This is a genomic window from Flavobacterium sp. KACC 22763 (assembly GCF_028736155.1).
Lineage (GTDB): Bacteria > Bacteroidota > Bacteroidia > Flavobacteriales > Flavobacteriaceae > Flavobacterium.
Genome location: NZ_CP117879.1, coordinates 3,333,142 through 3,349,381 on the forward strand (window position 1 = coordinate 3,333,142; position 16,240 = coordinate 3,349,381).

The 16,240-nt window shown below is 32.5% G+C and carries 18 protein-coding genes and 1 riboswitch; of the genes, 12 read left to right on the top strand and 6 right to left on the bottom strand.

The window, feature by feature from the left end:
• Positions 1–19: 19 nt before the first annotated feature.
• On the bottom strand, positions 20–394 hold the full coding sequence (locus tag PQ463_RS13585; protein WP_274254167.1) for a hypothetical protein: 375 nt from the start codon (positions 392–394) through the stop codon (positions 20–22).
• 143 nt (positions 395–537) lie between these two features.
• Here PQ463_RS13585 and PQ463_RS13590 point away from each other — a divergent pair, with 143 nt between their 5' ends.
• The 4 genes from PQ463_RS13590 to PQ463_RS13605 all read left to right on the top strand — a co-directional run bounded on the left by PQ463_RS13590 (position 538) and on the right by PQ463_RS13605 (position 2,761).
• The gene (locus tag PQ463_RS13590) at positions 538–741 is read left to right on the top strand and encodes a hypothetical protein (protein ID WP_274254168.1); all 204 of its coding nucleotides are present in this window, start codon (positions 538–540) and stop codon (positions 739–741) included.
• Positions 742–790: 49 nt separating this feature from the next.
• Positions 791–1,363, top strand: a complete 573-nt coding sequence (locus tag PQ463_RS13595; protein ID WP_274254169.1) for a pseudouridine synthase — start codon at positions 791–793, stop codon at positions 1,361–1,363.
• Positions 1,364–1,431: 68 nt separating this feature from the next.
• Positions 1,432–1,890 (top strand): tRNA (cytidine(34)-2'-O)-methyltransferase, encoded by a 459-nt coding sequence (locus PQ463_RS13600; protein ID WP_274254170.1) that lies wholly within the window; start codon positions 1,432–1,434, stop codon positions 1,888–1,890.
• A gap of 52 nt (positions 1,891–1,942) precedes the next feature.
• Positions 1,943–2,761 carry a hypothetical protein gene (locus PQ463_RS13605; protein WP_274254171.1) on the top strand — a complete coding sequence of 273 codons (819 nt, stop codon included), beginning with the start codon at positions 1,943–1,945 and terminating at the stop codon, positions 2,759–2,761.
• Here the strand turns inward: PQ463_RS13605 and PQ463_RS13610 are convergent.
• From PQ463_RS13610 to PQ463_RS13625, 4 genes are all read right to left on the bottom strand, one after another.
• On the bottom strand, positions 2,748–3,524 hold the full coding sequence (locus PQ463_RS13610; protein WP_443135199.1) for an ABC transporter ATP-binding protein: 777 nt from the start codon (positions 3,522–3,524) through the stop codon (positions 2,748–2,750). The genes PQ463_RS13605 and PQ463_RS13610 overlap by 14 nt on opposite strands.
• A gap of 105 nt (positions 3,525–3,629) precedes the next feature.
• Positions 3,630–4,043, bottom strand: coding sequence for a GxxExxY protein (locus PQ463_RS13615; protein WP_274254173.1), 414 nt, complete (start codon positions 4,041–4,043; stop codon positions 3,630–3,632).
• A 144-nt stretch (positions 4,044–4,187) separates the two neighbouring features.
• Positions 4,188–5,213: a FecCD family ABC transporter permease gene (locus PQ463_RS13620; RefSeq protein WP_443135184.1), complete on the bottom strand. Its 1,026-nt coding sequence runs from the start codon at positions 5,211–5,213 to the stop codon at positions 4,188–4,190.
• Position 5,214: 1 nt separating this feature from the next.
• Complete coding sequence (locus PQ463_RS13625) at positions 5,215–6,357, bottom strand: ABC transporter substrate-binding protein (protein ID WP_274254174.1); 1,143 nt, start codon at positions 6,355–6,357, stop codon at positions 5,215–5,217.
• Positions 6,358–6,451: 94 nt separating this feature from the next.
• Between PQ463_RS13625 and PQ463_RS13630 the strand changes: the two genes are divergently transcribed.
• The 8 genes from PQ463_RS13630 to PQ463_RS13665 all read left to right on the top strand — a co-directional run bounded on the left by PQ463_RS13630 (position 6,452) and on the right by PQ463_RS13665 (position 14,689).
• On the top strand, positions 6,452–6,814 hold the full coding sequence (locus PQ463_RS13630) for a C1orf53 family protein (RefSeq protein ID WP_274254175.1): 363 nt from the start codon (positions 6,452–6,454) through the stop codon (positions 6,812–6,814).
• A 109-nt stretch (positions 6,815–6,923) separates the two neighbouring features.
• Positions 6,924–7,433, top strand: a complete 510-nt coding sequence (cobU, locus tag PQ463_RS13635) for a bifunctional adenosylcobinamide kinase/adenosylcobinamide-phosphate guanylyltransferase (RefSeq protein WP_274254176.1) — start codon at positions 6,924–6,926, stop codon at positions 7,431–7,433.
• Between the two features lie 149 nt (positions 7,434–7,582).
• Positions 7,583–9,262 carry a nicotinate-nucleotide--dimethylbenzimidazole phosphoribosyltransferase gene (cobT, locus tag PQ463_RS13640; protein ID WP_274254177.1) on the top strand — a complete coding sequence of 560 codons (1,680 nt, stop codon included), beginning with the start codon at positions 7,583–7,585 and terminating at the stop codon, positions 9,260–9,262.
• Positions 9,263–9,320: 58 nt separating this feature from the next.
• Entirely contained in the window at positions 9,321–9,752 is a 432-nt protein-coding gene (gene tnpA / locus PQ463_RS13645; protein ID WP_274254178.1) for an IS200/IS605 family transposase, read from the top strand.
• Positions 9,753–10,170: 418 nt separating this feature from the next.
• Positions 10,171–10,956, top strand: a complete 786-nt coding sequence (locus tag PQ463_RS13650) for an adenosylcobinamide-GDP ribazoletransferase (protein ID WP_274254179.1) — start codon at positions 10,171–10,173, stop codon at positions 10,954–10,956.
• A complete protein-coding gene (gene cobC, locus PQ463_RS13655; protein ID WP_274254180.1) occupies positions 10,941–11,474 on the top strand; it encodes an alpha-ribazole phosphatase in 534 nt (177 codons plus the stop codon). Before PQ463_RS13650 ends, cobC begins: the two co-directional genes overlap by 16 nt.
• Before the next feature lie 65 nt (positions 11,475–11,539).
• Positions 11,540–11,744, top strand: a riboswitch (cobalamin riboswitch).
• A 28-nt stretch (positions 11,745–11,772) separates the two neighbouring features.
• A complete protein-coding gene (locus tag PQ463_RS13660) occupies positions 11,773–13,626 on the top strand; it encodes a TonB-dependent receptor plug domain-containing protein (protein WP_274254181.1) in 1,854 nt (617 codons plus the stop codon).
• Positions 13,627–13,630: 4 nt separating this feature from the next.
• On the top strand, positions 13,631–14,689 hold the full coding sequence (locus PQ463_RS13665) for a YncE family protein (RefSeq protein WP_274254182.1): 1,059 nt from the start codon (positions 13,631–13,633) through the stop codon (positions 14,687–14,689).
• Positions 14,690–14,777: 88 nt separating this feature from the next.
• Here the strand turns inward: PQ463_RS13665 and PQ463_RS13670 are convergent, their stop codons facing one another.
• Positions 14,778–16,238: a GFO_1087 family putative carboxy terminal peptidase gene (locus PQ463_RS13670; RefSeq protein ID WP_274254183.1), complete on the bottom strand. Its 1,461-nt coding sequence runs from the start codon at positions 16,236–16,238 to the stop codon at positions 14,778–14,780.
• Positions 16,239–16,240: the final 2 nt, after the last annotated feature.

The window sequence follows — 16,240 nt, forward strand, 5'->3', positions numbered from 1 at the left end:
TTTTAAATTTCGTATTGTCTCATTCCTCCTCATCCAATTTCATATTTCCACGATCTTTATGATTATCGGGATGTGAATTTGGATATCGATTTGGAGTTATATCAGAATTACGATCTTTGTTCTCAACTGTTTTATTGGCTTCTTCCTCTGTTTCCACTCCACGATTTGCATTTGGATTATCAGGATTTGTTTTATGAAGCTTTTGGTTAATGTCTTCATTCTCATTTCGCGCTCGCTCCACAATCTTTTTATCTCCGTCTGCGTCTGTTACCAATTCTTTATTCAGTTTTGCATCTTTTAGTTCTTTATCATGCGAGACATTTTTTCCTTTAGATTCATCAATATTCTTTTGTGTCCCGTTTATCTTTTTTGCTCCTAAATTATTTGTTTCCATGGCATTATTCTTTTTTACATTAATGTATAATATTACGAATTCTGAGCACGAAAAAATTATGACTTACTATTGCTTTTCTTTTATAATTGCCACCTGTTTTTTATTTATTACCTTTATTAAAAGCAACTTAACACCTAATTATTATGAATTTCTTCAAAATTAAAACCAGCTGGTCTAATGCCGAATTTATATTGATTAAGCTTTGTATGGCTTCTGTTTATATTTTGGTCGGAAGTTATTTTCATGAATTTTTCGAAAACTATTATTCAGTTTTAATTGTCATTTTTGCCGTAACTGTAATTTGGTTTGTCTACCAATGGTTGAAAAAAATGAAATCTGAAAAATAGTTATCAGTTTTAGTTTTAAGAAAGAAGCTATCTTTGCAAAAAATTAAAAATGCACCGACACTTCATTCTTTTTAAACCTTACGGTTATTTGAGCCAATTTATTTACGAATTAAAAAGAAAGAAAAAGCTTTTGGGCGAATTGTACGATTTCCCAGAAGGTACAATGGCAATTGGAAGATTGGATGAAGATTCTGAAGGATTGCTTCTTTTGACAACTGATGGAAACATGAGCGAACTCGTAAGAAGTAAAAAGGTTGAAAAAGAATATTATGTTCAGGTTGACGGATTAATTACGCCAGAAGCAATTGAACAATTACAAAATGGGGTAGAAATTGGACTTGACGGTGGGAAATACAAAACGAAACGCTGCAAAGCATCTATCGTGACCGAAATTCCAGATTTTGGAGCGAGGGCAAAAAAAATAAGAGACGAGCGTCATGGCCCAACCTCTTGGGCATCCATCACAGTAAGAGAAGGAAAATTTCGTCAAGTCAGAAAAATGACCGCTGCAGTTGGTTTTCCAACCTTGCGTCTCGTTCGCGTTCGAATAGGAAATGTATATTTGCAAAACTTAAAAGCGGGTCAAGTTTTGGAAGTTTCCGATTTTCAATTAGATAATTAGTCAATGTGCCAATTAGATAATTTCCAGAAACTCATAACTTATAACTCATAATTCATAACTAAAAAAAGATGTTAAACGTTGTTCTTGTAGAACCAGAAATACCAAATAATACTGGAAATATCGGCAGATTGTGTGTAGGCACAGAAAGCCGTCTTCATTTAATTCATCCTTTCGGATTTGTGATTAATGACAAAAATCTAAAACGTTCTGGATTGGATTATTGGGTTCATCTTGATGTTACAGAATATCAAAATGTAGAAGAATGGATTGCACAGATTCCAGATCAATCTCGCGTCTTTTTAATGAGTTCACATTCTGATAAATCGTATTTAGAAAACGAATTTCAAGATGGCGACTGGCTGGTTTTCGGAAAAGAGAGCGTTGGTTTGAGCAAAGAATTTATGGCAAGATTCGAAAATCATTTAACGATTCCGATGTCACCGCTTATTCGCAGTTTTAATATTGCTAATTCGGTTGCTTTTGTGGTTGGAGAGGCCAAGAGACAGATTGGATTGAAAAAAATTTAATTGTTTATTTGCTTCATCAAAATATGCAAATTAAAATCCTTCTTTAATCTTTATGAAAGAAAACGTAACGGTAGATCAAGCATTAAGCAAAGGCAGATGGCAATTGAAATATTTGCCTATGATTGTAACTTTTGGCTTTATGTGTGGCGGAATTTACTTTTCGTACATAAAATTGTTAGAAGGATGGATTATTCCCGTTGGTTTTCTTTTAGGATTTGTATCTGGTTGGCTAGTATGGAGTTATTTTGTTAATAATTGGAAAATATGGGCATATGAAAATGTTAGAAATATCCATGAATTACAAAGAAAAGCCATCGAAGAAAAATTAATTTGGGAGAAAGGCAGCTGGTTTGAAAAGACAGAATTTAAAAACTATCAGCAAAAACAAAAATTAAAACAATTAGACAAAAAATTTCTAGAAAAAGATATTTTCAAAGATGATATTTCGATTCCAAAAGAAACAGTTATTTATTTTTCGAAAACTATTATTCTCTTCTTTCTGGCAATGTACGTGGGAAGTATTTTTTTAGGTGTTTATATGTTAATTGAAAAAGAATATTGGGGAATACTTTTTTTAGGACTTGGTTTTTATGGAACTTACAATCAAATTAAAAAATTACTAGATAACAGTCCTCAAATTATAATAAATGATGAAGGAATTAAATTAAAAAACCTAAAACTTCTCAACTGGAAAAACATACAAAACGATAGAGTTTTTAGCGAAAGACGAGGGAAAAATTCCACGACTTACTTAGCATTTAATAATGAAAAGATTGATATTGGAGAATTAGATATAAAAAATCAAGAATTAGAAAAACTACTTCAAGTCTATCGTGTACGTTTTGAAAACAATAATTCTAACTCACAATAAACTTCCCTTTTTCAGCATCAAAAACAATATGTTCATCTTTGAATAAATTGCTGAAACTTCCATTAGAAATTAAATTACAAGGCTGATCTTGCACTATATTTTCTGGTGTCATCATAATCATTTCATCACTTAACTGAATAGCCAAATCAATATCATGTGTAGAAAACAAGATACATTTTTGAGTTTCTTGTGTTAGCTTCTTTAATAACTTAAACAAGGAAACTTTATGCAGTAAATCAAGATGCGTTGTTGGTTCGTCTAAAATAATCAAAGGTGTATCTTGCGCCAAAGCTCTTGCAATTAAAACTTTCTGCAATTGTCCATCGCTAATTTGAAAATGTTTTTTTGAAGCTAAATGTTCGATTTGCGTCAAATTCATTGCTTCCTGCACTTTTAGAACATCTTCGTCAGACAATTTATCAACCCAATTGGTATAAGGTTGGCGACCCAGAGCTACCAATTCAAAAACAGAAAGATTACTTGGTGGCAGTTTTTCGGTTAAAACCAAACTGAGATTTTGTGCCAATTCTAGAGGCTGATAGTCTGAAATATTTCTTTCGTTCAAATAAACATTTCCCGATAAAGGTTTCTGAATTCCTGTAAGCGTTCGGAGTAAAGTTGACTTTCCAATTCCGTTTGCTCCTATCAAAGTAATTAATTTACCCGCTTCAAAATTAAGATTAAGATTCTCAGCAATAGTCGTAACACCTTTCTTGGATTTGTATCCAATGTTTAAATTTGATGTCTTTAAAATACTTCTAATCATTGTGGTTGTTATTTAAACACATAGAAACATAGATTTTCTATTTTTTTTTATTTAAAAGATTATTTGAAAATTTACTCGTAAATTAACACATAGACTTTGAGCTTAAAACTTTGGCAACAATTTAAAATATTCATTTACAAATGTCTTTTGACCTTCTTTAAAAATATTAAAACAATTAAAATTAATCAAAATGCCTTTAGGCGCTCTTAAAAGTTTCATATAAGTCATTAATTGCGCTTCATATATAGGATTTAATTCTGATGTTGCTTTTAATTCTACAACTAAACAATTCTCTACTAATAAATCACATTTGAAATCTGCGTTTATTTCTTTGCCTTTGTAAATTAGAGGAACTTTCATTTCGGAAACAAAAATTATATTTCGACATCTAAGTTCTTCTTTCAAACATTGATGATAAACATTTTCAAGTAACCCTTTTCCGATTTCCTTATGCACCTCAATACATGCTCCGATAACATTATAAGTTAATTCATCTAAATATTTTTGGGTAATCATAGTCTTTTTATAAGTAGAACATCGTCTTATTTATTCTTGCAAAACTATGATTGTTGCAAAAAGTGAAACGCCTTTAATCGGCTTTTAAAACTATGTATCTATGTGTTTAAAAAACTAAGATATTGCTTTTTTGTAATACTTTACTTAAAAATTTCTTTTTCTCATTACCAGCCAAATAACAACCGGCGCACCGATAATAGAGGTAATTGCATTTATTGGAAGTGTGACATCATAACCAGGCATTTGTGAAACAATATCACAAAACAGCATTATTATCGAACCAAAAAATAAAGTACTCCAAAACAAAATAGTATGATTGCTTGTATGAAAAGTCAGCTTTGCAATATGAGGTACCGCCAAACCGATAAATGCAATTGGCCCTACAAATGCAGTGATAGCCCCAGATAATAAGCTGGTTGCCAATATAATTATTAATCTAGCCTGTTTAAAATTCAATCCCATGCTTTTGGCATAATTTTCTCCAAGCAGCAAAGCGTTTAATGGTTTGATACTTTTGGCACTCAAAAGTAACCCTATTCCAACACAGAAAGTTAAAATTCCAATGTTTGACCATGAAAGATTTCCGAGGTTTCCCATTGTCCAAAAAGTAAATTTCTGAAGCTGTTCTGCCGTGCTAAAGTAAGTCAGAATACTTACGATTGCCGTGCTAAAACTTCCAAACATCAGTCCCACAATTAAGATTGCCATTGTATTCCGTAATCTTTGCGAAACAATTAAAACTAAGAAAAGAACCAATGTGCTTCCTAAAGTAGATGCCAAAACAATGGCGTAAGAAGACAATGCAATTACACTTAAAAATGAAGGCAAAAATCCTGCTCCCAAAATTACAAAAGCAACACCTAAGCTAGCTCCAGAACTTAGCCCTAAAACATAAGGTTCTGCTAGCGGGTTTCGAAACAAAGTCTGCATCAAAAGTCCGCTCATTGAAAGTCCTGTTCCTGCTAAAACCGCGGTGATGGTTTTAGGAAGACGGTAATTAATAATAATATATTCCCAAGTCGATTTTGTTGCCTGACCTCCTGTTAAACTGGCTACAACATCTTTTAGCGGAATTGTAACCGACCCTAAACTAATGCTCGCAAAAAACATTAGCAAAAATCCTAAAGCCAAAACGACAAATAAAATGGTATTTCGTTTTTTATTTGCCAATTTAATTCAGTTTTGATGCAAAAGTAAATTCGTAGCCTGCCAGTAAATCTGGATGAAAAATCTTGATATAATCTTTTAAAACTAAATCGGGACGGCTTGGTGCAAGTTCATAATAAACTGTTCCGCCTGTTGCTCCCATTTTCCCTTCAAAATTATATACCGTTTTATTTTTAAAAGCGTCAAATTCTGCATAATGCGGATTTGCTTTTTGCAATTCATCCAAACTTTTAAAAGATCCAGAAGCAATCCATATATTAGCTATTTTTGCCTTATCTAATACTTGTTCAAAAGACAATCCTTCACTTCCCGTTCCTTGCAAGTCGGCCCATAAATAATTAGATTTTGCATCTTTCATAAACTGCGCCACCCAACTATTTCCTTTGGCAACATACCAAACATCTTCGTACATAGAACCATATAAAACTTTTGAAGTTGCAGGTTTATCGGTTACTAGTTTTTTTGCTTGATTGTAACTTTCAACGATTTTATCAAAGAGCTCTTTTGCTTTTTCTTCTTTCCCGAATAAAGCACCATAAAGTTTAATCCATTCTGCTTTTCCTAGCGGAGACTGTTCCATCCAATCGCCTTGAATAAGAACTTTTAAACCGCTTTTTTTCAAATTATCCAACATCGGATTATTATTATCGACACCAAACGTAACGATCAAATCTGGTGACAATTCTATTAATTGTTCAATGTTCAATTTTTCATTTTGTCCAACGTTTTTCACAGAACCTTTATCAATTAATGCTCTAGTTTTTTCTGAAGAAATATAATCGGTATGAGGAAATCCGACCAATTTATTCTCAACTTCCAACATTTCTAAAAAAGGAATATTTGTAGTTGAAGTTACAACAACACTTTCTAGTGGAACTTTTATTGAGGGATATTTTTTTAAACTGTCTGGAATTTGTGAGTCTTTTTCCTCTAAAATGTAAGTGAATTTCTCCTTAGCATTTGGCCACGGATTCACCACATTTACAATTGAATAGCCTTCGTTTTTCACAATTGAAAGTCCCGATGCAAATTCGATGCATTCTTTGGCAGTGGCAGATTTTACAGGAGTTTGTATCTCATTTTTTTTACAGCCAACTACTATAAAAAGTAAAAAAACGACTGATAATTTATGGAAAAAATATTTCATATTTTATGTTTTGAATAGCAACAAAGGTAAATCAATTTCTATTTTTTTTGTTTACCTTTATTTGTACAAATTTAAACAAATAGCCTTTTATTTAATGAGTGCACCAAAAACAAAAATTTGCTCCAGTTGTGAAGCCGCTTTTTCATGCGGAGACATTTCATCTGAAAATAAGTGCTGGTGTAATGATTACCCTCCTATTTTCAACCTTGCCGACGGAGGTGACTGCCTTTGTCCTCTATGTTTTAAAGAAGCTTGCGAAGATAAAATCGATGCTTACATTGAAACTTTAACCCCAAAAAAGGCACTTAATAATAAAGCTATGCAATTACCCAAAACCGACAATCTAATTGAGGGAATCGATTTTTATATCGAAAATGGCAATTATGTCTTTAAAACTTGGTTTCATCTAAAAAGAGGAACCTGTTGCGGAAATAATTGTCGACATTGCCCTTATTAAAGAGTTATGAGTTATAAATTATGAGTTATGAGTGAGTAGCTCATAATTTAATTTATAAATTGCCAAACAAAACTCATAACTCATAATTCAAAACTTATAATTAATAAAAATGATTTACTTAGTAACTGGTGGCGAACGTTCTGGAAAAAGTGGTTATGCACAGAAACTTGCTTTAGAACTTTCCGGCTCTCCTATATATGTAGCAACTGCCCGAAAATGGGATGCTGACTTTCAAAATCGAATTGATCGCCATCAGCAGGAAAGAGACGAACATTGGACGAATATTGAAAAAGAAAAATATTTAAGTGAAATTGATTTTTCTGGAAAAACTGCCCTAATTGATTGTGTAACGCTCTGGCTGACTAATTTTTTTATCGATACTAAAAATGATGTCGCATTAAGCCTAGAAGAAGCAAAAAAAGAATTTCTTGCCATTGCAAAACACAAAAATGCTAATATCATTATTGTAACAAATGAAATTGGCATGGGGGTTCATGCGGAAACGCATATCGGAAGAAAATTTGTTGAGCTTCAAGGCTGGATGAATCAATTTCTTGCGACAAATGCCCATGAAGTGGTATTGATGGTTTCTGGAATTCCGGTTAAAATAAAAGGATAAATTCCAATACAAAAAATTCCAAATTCCAATAAATTGAAACGAAATTCCAAGTTTTAAACTCCAAATTTCAAAGCTATGCTTTATCTTTACTAGAATCTTTCCTTTTTCAGATTTGGAATTTGGAATTTAAAAAATTGGAATTTAAAGAAATGAGCAATTTAGACGATATATTAAAATCACGCCGCGACACACGACATTTTACTGCCGACGAAGTTCCTGATCACGTAATTGAGAAAGCTTTACAGGCTGGACATTGGGCTCCGTCTGTAGGACTGACCGATGCTACAAGATATTATCTCATTAAATCTCATGAGGTTAAAACGTCTATTAAAAAGCTGTTTTTAGATTACAATAAAAAAGCCGAAGAACTTACTGATAATCCAGAACAAAAAGAACTTTACAGGTCCCTTAAACTAGAAGCAATCGAAGAAGCACCAATCGGACTTATAATAGCTTATGACCGTTCCGTTTTAAATCAATTCACAATTGGAACAATTGGCAGTAACGAAGCCGTGAAATTCAGTTCGGTTTGTGCTGCGCAAAACATCTGGCTTTCGCTTACAGAACAAGGTTACGGAATGGGTTGGGTTTCAATTCTTAACTATTATCAGTTTAAAAAAATTCTCAATTTACCCGAAAATATAGAACCGCTTGGCTATTTCTGCATCGGGAAACCAGCAACCAATTATAATAATCAGCCAATGCTGCAGCAATTGCATTGGAAACAAAAATCAGAAGCTCCCATTTGCACAGAAATCAAAGAAATTCATCAAATAAATGTTTCTTCTTTCGATTTTCAATCAGAAAACAAAATCCAAAATAAAACCGATTTCTACACCATTTTACAAGATAAAATAGATTCTAAAACAAAACCTGTTGGTTCTTTGGGAACATTAGAATCTTTGGCTTTCCAAATGGCAACGGTTTTTGAAACTTTGAATCCAAAAATCGAAAAACCTAATATTGTAGTTTTTGCTGCCGATCACGGAATTGCCAATCATGGCGTAAGCGATTATCCGCAAGATGTCACGCGACAGATGGTCAATAATTTTCTAGATGGCGGTGCTGCTATAAACGTTTTTTGCAATCAGAATAATATAGAATTATCAATTGTAGATTCGGGTGTTAATTATGATTTTCCAACCAATGCAAAATTAATCGATGCAAAAATTGCCAAAGGAACTCAGTCTTTTCTTCACGTTCCTGCAATGAGCGAATCTGAAGTGCAGTTATGTTTTGAGAAAGGAAAATCAATTGCTGAAAATATCGCAAAATCTGGCTCGAATTGTATTGGTTTTGGAGAAATGGGAATTGGAAATACTTCTACCGCTTCTGTTTTAATGAGTATTTTAACAGGTTTCCCTATTGAAGATTGTGTCGGAAAAGGAACTGGAGTTGAAAACGAAAAACTGCTCCTAAAACAAAATTTACTCAAAAAAGCAATTGAAACCTATTCTGGTCAAGCCGAAATACTATCGCAACTCTCCTATTTTGGAGGTTTTGAAATTCTTCAAATGGCTGGCGGAATGCTGGCTGCTTTTGAAAACAAAATGCTGATTCTTGTTGACGGTTTTATTTGCACTGTCGCGTACTTGATTGCTTTTAAAATAAATCCGAATATCAAACAAAATGCTGTTTTCTGTCATTGTTCTGCCGAAAAAGCGCATTCAGAATTGCTAAATTATTTAGAAGCAAAACCTATTTTAAATCTTGATTTGCGTCTAGGAGAAGGAACTGGCTGTGCCATTGCATTTCCGATTTTAAAATCGGCTGAGGCTTTTTTGAATGAAATGGCTAGTTTTGAAAGTGCAGGTATAAGTAGGAAATAACTTTCTTTTAAGATTTAAAGTTCATAGCTTTGAATTTCTAATTGAAATTACTTATTACATGCCTTTTACAAAAGTTTATATTCATTGTGTCTGGAGTACCAAAAATAGATTCCCGTTTTTAAATACAATTAATCTTCGTCAAAAAGTATGGCATCACATACAAGAAAATGCTTTAAAAAAGGAAATTTATCTTGACTTTATTAGTGGCCATTCTGATCATTGTCATTGTTTAATTTCACTGGGAAATAATCAAACTATACAAAAAACAATACAATTATTAAAAGGCGAATCTTCATATTGGATTAATAAAAATCAGTTAACTAAACATAAATTCGAATGGCAAGATGAGTATTTTGCTGTTTCAGTTTCAGAATCTATTGTAGATAAAGTTCGGGATTATATTAAAAATCAGGAAGAACATCATAAAAAGAAAACATTTCAAGAAGAATATGATGAATTTATGATCAAATTTGGGTTTAAGCATTTATGAAAAATTTGGCTAAAGCCTCATTCTTTGACATTTTCTCAACCTCCAGATAAATCTGGAGGCAATTCAAAAAAAGAGTACGATTAAATTTTGAAAAAGAAATACTAATAGATTTACAAATACAAACTGAATTGCCAACATCTTTAGATGTTGGTTTAATATTGACACCCAAAAAGGGCTTTAGCCAAATAGCCCTAGTCAAATGAAATATGACAAATTTTATAGTCAATTTTGAATGTAAGCAATCTCAAGAAAATTTGGCTAAAGCCTTTCTTAATACATATAAACAAACCAACATCTAAAGATGTTGGCAATTCATAGAAATCTTTTTTTTCAAAATTTTATTTTGAATTGCCTCCAGATTTATCTGGAGGTTATAAATTTGCTTCCAAAGAAGCTTTAGCCAAATAATCACAATCAAATGAAAAAAGAACTGCACATTTTCTTCACCTGTTTAATGTTTTACACCAGAATTCCGTGTCCAAAAAACATTACGCATCATCCAGATTATTTAAATAAAGCCACAAGATATTTTCCTTTTATTGGATGGATTGTTGGGAGTATTTCCTTTCTGACTTTTTATCTTTTTTCATTTTTTCTTTCAACAGAAATTGCTGTTATTTTAGCGATTATTGCTTCTATTTTAACAACAGGAGCTTTTCACGAAGACGGATTTGCCGATGTCTGTGATGGCTTTGGCGGAGGCTGGACTAAAGAAAAAATCTTGATGATTATGAAAGATAGTGCCATTGGTGCTTATGGAGCAATCGGATTGGTTTTACTTTTTTTATTAAAATTCAAATTGCTTTCAGAATCTATTTTACTTTTTACTAATAACATTTCACTAATTTTCCTTTTATTTATTTCCGCGCATTCTTTGAGTCGTCTGGCAGCAATCAGCATTATTTTTACACACGAATATTCTCGTGATGATGCTTCGAGCAAAAGCAAACCTATTGCCAAACAATACACTTGGAAAGAAATTTTTGGTTCTTTCTTTTTTGGATTAATTCCGCTGATTGTATTTTCTTATTTCAATTTGAAATTTCTTCTTGCTATAATTCCTGTTTTTATAACTCGATATTTTCTAGCGCGTTATTTTCAAAAATGGATTGACGGTTATACAGGAGATTGTCTTGGAGCGACACAACAGGTTTGTGAAGTGGTATTTTATTTAAGCATTTTATTTTTATGGAAATTTATTTAGTTCGCCATACCGAAACTGTCTGCGAAAAAGGAATCTGTTACGGGCAGTCAGACGTTGATATTGCTGAACCTTTTGATGAAATTTTTGGCAGAATTATTTCTAAACTTCCTTCTGAGGCAATTATCTTCTCAAGTCCGTTAAAGCGCTGTGTTATTTTAGCTAAACATATTCAAGAAAATATCAAAACTATTTCTTATCAGGAAGACGAACGCTTAAAAGAAATGAATTTTGGAGATTGGGAATTGAAAAGCTGGAACGATATTCCGTCTGAAGAACTCAATCCATGGATGGAAGATTTTGTAAACATAAAAGTTTCAAATGGAGAATCTTTTGTAGAACTGCATAAAAGAGTTGGTGACTTTTTATCTGAAACCATTTCAAAAATAAATCAGCCAATCGTTATTGTTGCTCATGCCGGAATCATCAGAAGTGTCTTATGCCATCAGAGTTCACTGCCATTAAAGGAAGCTTTCAATAATAAAGTTGATTTCGGAGAAGTTATAAAAATCGATTTTTAATGCAAATAATTTATAATTTTTCATGAAACGCAAAACAAATTTGAATAATCAATATTTTTAACTTTATCTTTGCAGCAAATTAAGGTTGTGTTTTTGATTTAAAAATACATTAAAAGGGAATCAAGTAAATTCTTGAGCTGTACCCGCAACTGTAAGCTAAGTTCAAAACGAATGCTTGCTGTTAACTACAAACCACTGTCACGCCTTGCGTGATGGGAAGGTAAACAGCAAGACGCAAGCCAGGAGACCTGCCTTTGTAACAATTTATCGAACTCTCGGGAAAAAGAGTGAAGAATTTATGACTTTAAAACGACTTTTTGCTTTTTGCTTATTTGTAATGTGTCAGATTATTTCGGCGCAAAACGATTCTATTACCAGTCTTAAAGAAGTATTGGTTTCAGACAAAAATTTAAAATCCTATTCGGTTTCACAATCTGTTTTAAAACTAAATGACTCTGTTATTAGTAAAAACGAAGCTCTTTTAACCGATTTATTAAACTTTAATTCTACGATTTACTTTAAAGAATATGGTCGCGGAATGTTATCTACGGTCGCTTTTAGAGGAACAACTTCTTCTCAAACAGCAGTAATTTGGAACGGAATAAACATCAATTCTCAAATGAACGGAAGCACCGATTTCAACACAATTTCGGGTTCAGATTATAATTCAATAAGTGTAAAAGCAGGTGGCGGAAGTGTTATTTACGGAAGTGGTGCAGTTGGAGGAACGGTGCATTTAAACAACGATTTGTTATTTTCTAATCGTTTTGAGAATAATTTAAGACTAGACTATGGCAGTTTTAATACGATTGGTATTAATTATAAAACTTCTATTTCTAACAAAAAATGGAGTGCTCAAATCGGACTTTCGAAAAATAGTTCGACTAACGATTATAAATATCTGAATCAGTACAACTGGAAAGGCGAACAGCGCTGGAATCAAAATGGGCAATATGATGTTATTACCCTAAGCGCCAATGCTGGTTATAAAATTAATGCCAAAAACATTCTAAGATTATACACCCAAAGCTCAAATACAGATAGAAATACTTCTTTAGTGTCCGAATCGGAAATGAAAAGTAAATATGTTAATGGTTTTAATAGAAACTTACTAGAATATGACGGTAACTTTGGGAAGTTTACAACCAATTTAAAAACCGCTTATATTTTCGAGAACTATCAGTATTATGCAGATAATTCGAGTAATATTTATACTTACGGAAAAACTGAAAGCTTTATCACAAAAGCAGATTTAGGATATCAATTATTCAAATCATTGCAAGTCAACGGAATTTTGGACTATAATCGAACGAAAGGATATGGTTCTGGTTTTGGTGATAATGTAAGAGAAATAAGTTCTGCAGCTTTACTTATTAAACAAGATGTTTCTGCTGACTGGAAAAATGAATTCGGTGTTCGCAAAGAATTTACGGACAATTATAAATCTCCTGTTTTGTTTTCCGTTGGTTCTTCTTATCAGTTTGGAAAACTATACAATTTGAAATTGAATGTATCACGAAATTTCAGGATTCCAACTTTTAATGATTTGTATTGGGAAGAAGGCGGAAATCCAAACTTAAAACCTGAAAGCTCTTATCAGGCTGAAATAGGAAATATTTTTACTTTTCAAAATTTTAATATATCGCAGACCTTTTATTACATGAAAATAAAAGATTTGTTGAGATGGGTTCCTGGAACAAATGGTATCTGGATGCCACAAAATACAGACAAGGTAAATAGCTATGGAGCTGAAACATTGTTGGGCTGGAAAAAAAGTTTTGGAAAAAACAACTTGACAGCAAATGCAACTTATGCTTATACAGTTTCGGAGAATGTTGAAACTAAAAAACAATTGTTTTTTGTTCCTTTCAATAAAGTAACGGCATCTGTTGCTTATTCAAGAAAAAACCTTTCTGCGTATTATCAATTTCTTTATAATGGCTTTGTCTATACACAATCTGACAACGATCCTGAGAAAATTGTTGATGCCTACAACGTATCAAACATTGGAATTGATTACGATTTTAAACTTTTATCATCTTTCAAAGTAGGATTTCAAGTTCTAAATCTTTGGAATACATTTTATCAAAGTTTAGAATACAGACCAATGCCAGGAAGAAATTTTAATTTGTACTTAAACCTTAAATTTTAATATAATGAAATTAACTAGATTATTTTTAGCAGCACTTAGCGTTTCGCTTCTTGTTTCTTGTTCTAATGATGATGACTCCAATGATCCAAAAGGAGTTTATGATAATGGTATTTTCATCTTAAACGAAGGAAATTTCACTGATGGCGGTTCTGTTTCTTTCGTTAGCGACGATTTAAATACTTTCACAAAAGATGTATACAATACTGTAAATGGTTCTGATTTTGTTGGAAAATATCTTCAAAATATATTCTTCGATGGAGATAAAGCATACATCATTGCTGGCGGTTCTAATGTTATAAATGTTGTAAATCGTTATACATTTAAACTTGTAGCAAAAATTGAAACTGGTTTAATTACTCCACGATATGGTGTTGTAAAAGACGGAAAAGCTTATGTAACTAATGCTAATACGTATTGGTCTAAAACAAACCCTGCTGGTAACACTGATGATTTTATCGCCGTTATCAACTTAGCTACAAATAAAGTAGAATCTACAATTGCGCTAAATACAACTGCTAACCACATTGAAGTTTACAACAATAAACTTTATGTAACTGAACCTTACAACAATGACAAATTACTTGTAGTGAATACCGCAACAAATAAGCTTGAAACTCCTGTAAATCTTGGTCTGGGAGCAGATACAATGGAAATTAAAGATGGTATTTTGTACGTAATTAGAAGCACATACGGAGAAAGAAGCGAAATTGTAAAAGTAAAATTATCTGATAATTCTATCAGCAAAATTACTTTCCCTGAATCTCTTGACGGAGTTAAAAATCTAGACATTAACAACAATAAAATCTACTATACTCTAGAAACTGCGGTTTATGCTATAGACTATACTGCAACATCAGCTTCTACAACTCCTATTTTCCAATACAGCTCAACTTCTGAGTATGGAAAAATGTATGGTTTTGCGGTAAAAAATGATAAAATCTTTATTGCAGATGGTGGTGATTTTGCTTCAAGCAGTAAAGCATACATTTATAATTTAAGCGGAAGCTTATTAAAAGAATTAACTGTAGGTGTAGGTCCAAACGGATTCTACTTTAACGATTAATTTTACAATTAGAATTAGTTTTTGTTTTTTTTTATGGAAAAGGCTTTCAGTGATGAAAGCCTTTTCTATTTAATTGGATTTTATTATTCTAAAAATTCTTAGGAGCATTTTGAAAATACATTCCGTGTCTTAATCCATTTATGATTTTTGAATCTGTCAAATAAGGAGTATTTGGCGCAGAATCATCCAGAATTCTTTTAGCACTAGATCCTGTAATTTTTGAAATAGCCAAATTAAGCAAAGGCTCTGAAGTTTCTCCTAAAACACCATAAGTGCTTACTTTCTCGTACTGTTGATATGTTGGCTGTAATCCTTGAGTATAATCTCCAAAACCGGCAGAGTTTGAAATTTTAAAAACCAAAGGCTGCATTGCATATTTATGATTTGGATTGATTCCTTTTTTAGTAAACAAAGTTTCAGAATCATAAATCGTATACGAACCAACATTTTTACCTGTTGTAGTTTCTCCAATCTGAACTACATTGATATAAGGTTTTAACCCGTTTACAACCAATTCGCTCGCAGATGCTGTACTCGCAGTTGTAATAATATAGACTGTGCTTAAATTTAAACTGTTTAATGCCTTTCCATCAATATTATTCACAAATCTGTAATTTAAACTTTCTAAATCTTCGGCAGTCATGTCTTTCATCCACTTAGCATTAAATTGCGTTTTTGCAAAAATCTGAGTATCAAACTGTCCTGTGATCATACTAGAAAGTCTAATTGCAGATGCAACAGATCCTCCTCCATTGTATCGAAGATCTAAAACTAAATCTGTTATACCTTGCGATTTCAATTCGCCAAAAGCCAGATTCAATTTATCATCATATCCTGGGTAAAAACCATTATACATTAAATAACCAATTTTATGACTTCCAGAAGCAATCACTTTATTAATCAAAATTGGATTTTCTTCTAAGACAGTTTTAGTTAAAGCAACTGATTTTCCGTTTAGAACATAACTTGTTCCATTATAATCTGCCAAATCTAAAGTATAGCTATCCTGATTTAACAACAGCTGCTGATAATTAGAAACCGTAAGTTTTGTTCCGTTTACACTAGTAAACAGATCACCACGTTTAATTGCTTTTGTAGAGGCATCAGAGTTTGGTATAATGTATCGTACAAAACCCACCACGTCATTTGATCCTGCTGCAACGCGACTCAATCTGAAATCGACACCATTATTTTTTGTAACACCACTTAATTCCTGTTCTAAAACAGTATAATCGTTAACAATCCAGCTGAAACGATCAATCGCATCTCCGTTTGGATATTTACTCACTGGCTTGTTCAATAAATCTTGAAACAAATCTTCAGGTTGATTGTACCCTCTCAAAAACTGATCGAAATCTGGTTGTAAATTACGGCCATCAGCTAGATTTGGAACATCTTGCTGCCATAAGTAAACTTCATTTAATCCTCTCCAGATAAAATTATTAATCTGTAGATCTGCTGGAGCTGCAACATCATCCTGATCTTCGCAAGACTGTAAAGAAAATGCGAATAAAAATAGAAAAAGAACGCTCTTAAAATTTGTTTTCATAT

Coding starts and splice junctions, on each gene's coding strand:
- PQ463_RS13585 (WP_274254167.1), bottom strand. CDS start 394: ATGGAAACAAATAATTTAGGAGCAAAAAAGATAAACGGGACACAAAAG.
- PQ463_RS13590 (WP_274254168.1), top strand. CDS start 538: ATGAATTTCTTCAAAATTAAAACCAGCTGGTCTAATGCCGAATTTATA.
- PQ463_RS13595 (WP_274254169.1), top strand. CDS start 791: ATGCACCGACACTTCATTCTTTTTAAACCTTACGGTTATTTGAGCCAA.
- PQ463_RS13600 (WP_274254170.1), top strand. CDS start 1,432: ATGTTAAACGTTGTTCTTGTAGAACCAGAAATACCAAATAATACTGGA.
- PQ463_RS13605 (WP_274254171.1), top strand. CDS start 1,943: ATGAAAGAAAACGTAACGGTAGATCAAGCATTAAGCAAAGGCAGATGG.
- PQ463_RS13615 (WP_274254173.1), bottom strand. CDS start 4,043: ATGATTACCCAAAAATATTTAGATGAATTAACTTATAATGTTATCGGA.
- PQ463_RS13625 (WP_274254174.1), bottom strand. CDS start 6,357: ATGAAATATTTTTTCCATAAATTATCAGTCGTTTTTTTACTTTTTATA.
- PQ463_RS13630 (WP_274254175.1), top strand. CDS start 6,452: ATGAGTGCACCAAAAACAAAAATTTGCTCCAGTTGTGAAGCCGCTTTT.
- cobU (WP_274254176.1), top strand. CDS start 6,924: ATGATTTACTTAGTAACTGGTGGCGAACGTTCTGGAAAAAGTGGTTAT.
- cobT (WP_274254177.1), top strand. CDS start 7,583: ATGAGCAATTTAGACGATATATTAAAATCACGCCGCGACACACGACAT.
- tnpA (WP_274254178.1), top strand. CDS start 9,321: ATGCCTTTTACAAAAGTTTATATTCATTGTGTCTGGAGTACCAAAAAT.
- PQ463_RS13650 (WP_274254179.1), top strand. CDS start 10,171: ATGAAAAAAGAACTGCACATTTTCTTCACCTGTTTAATGTTTTACACC.
- cobC (WP_274254180.1), top strand. CDS start 10,941: ATGGAAATTTATTTAGTTCGCCATACCGAAACTGTCTGCGAAAAAGGA.
- PQ463_RS13660 (WP_274254181.1), top strand. CDS start 11,773: ATGACTTTAAAACGACTTTTTGCTTTTTGCTTATTTGTAATGTGTCAG.
- PQ463_RS13665 (WP_274254182.1), top strand. CDS start 13,631: ATGAAATTAACTAGATTATTTTTAGCAGCACTTAGCGTTTCGCTTCTT.
- PQ463_RS13670 (WP_274254183.1), bottom strand. CDS start 16,238: ATGAAAACAAATTTTAAGAGCGTTCTTTTTCTATTTTTATTCGCATTT.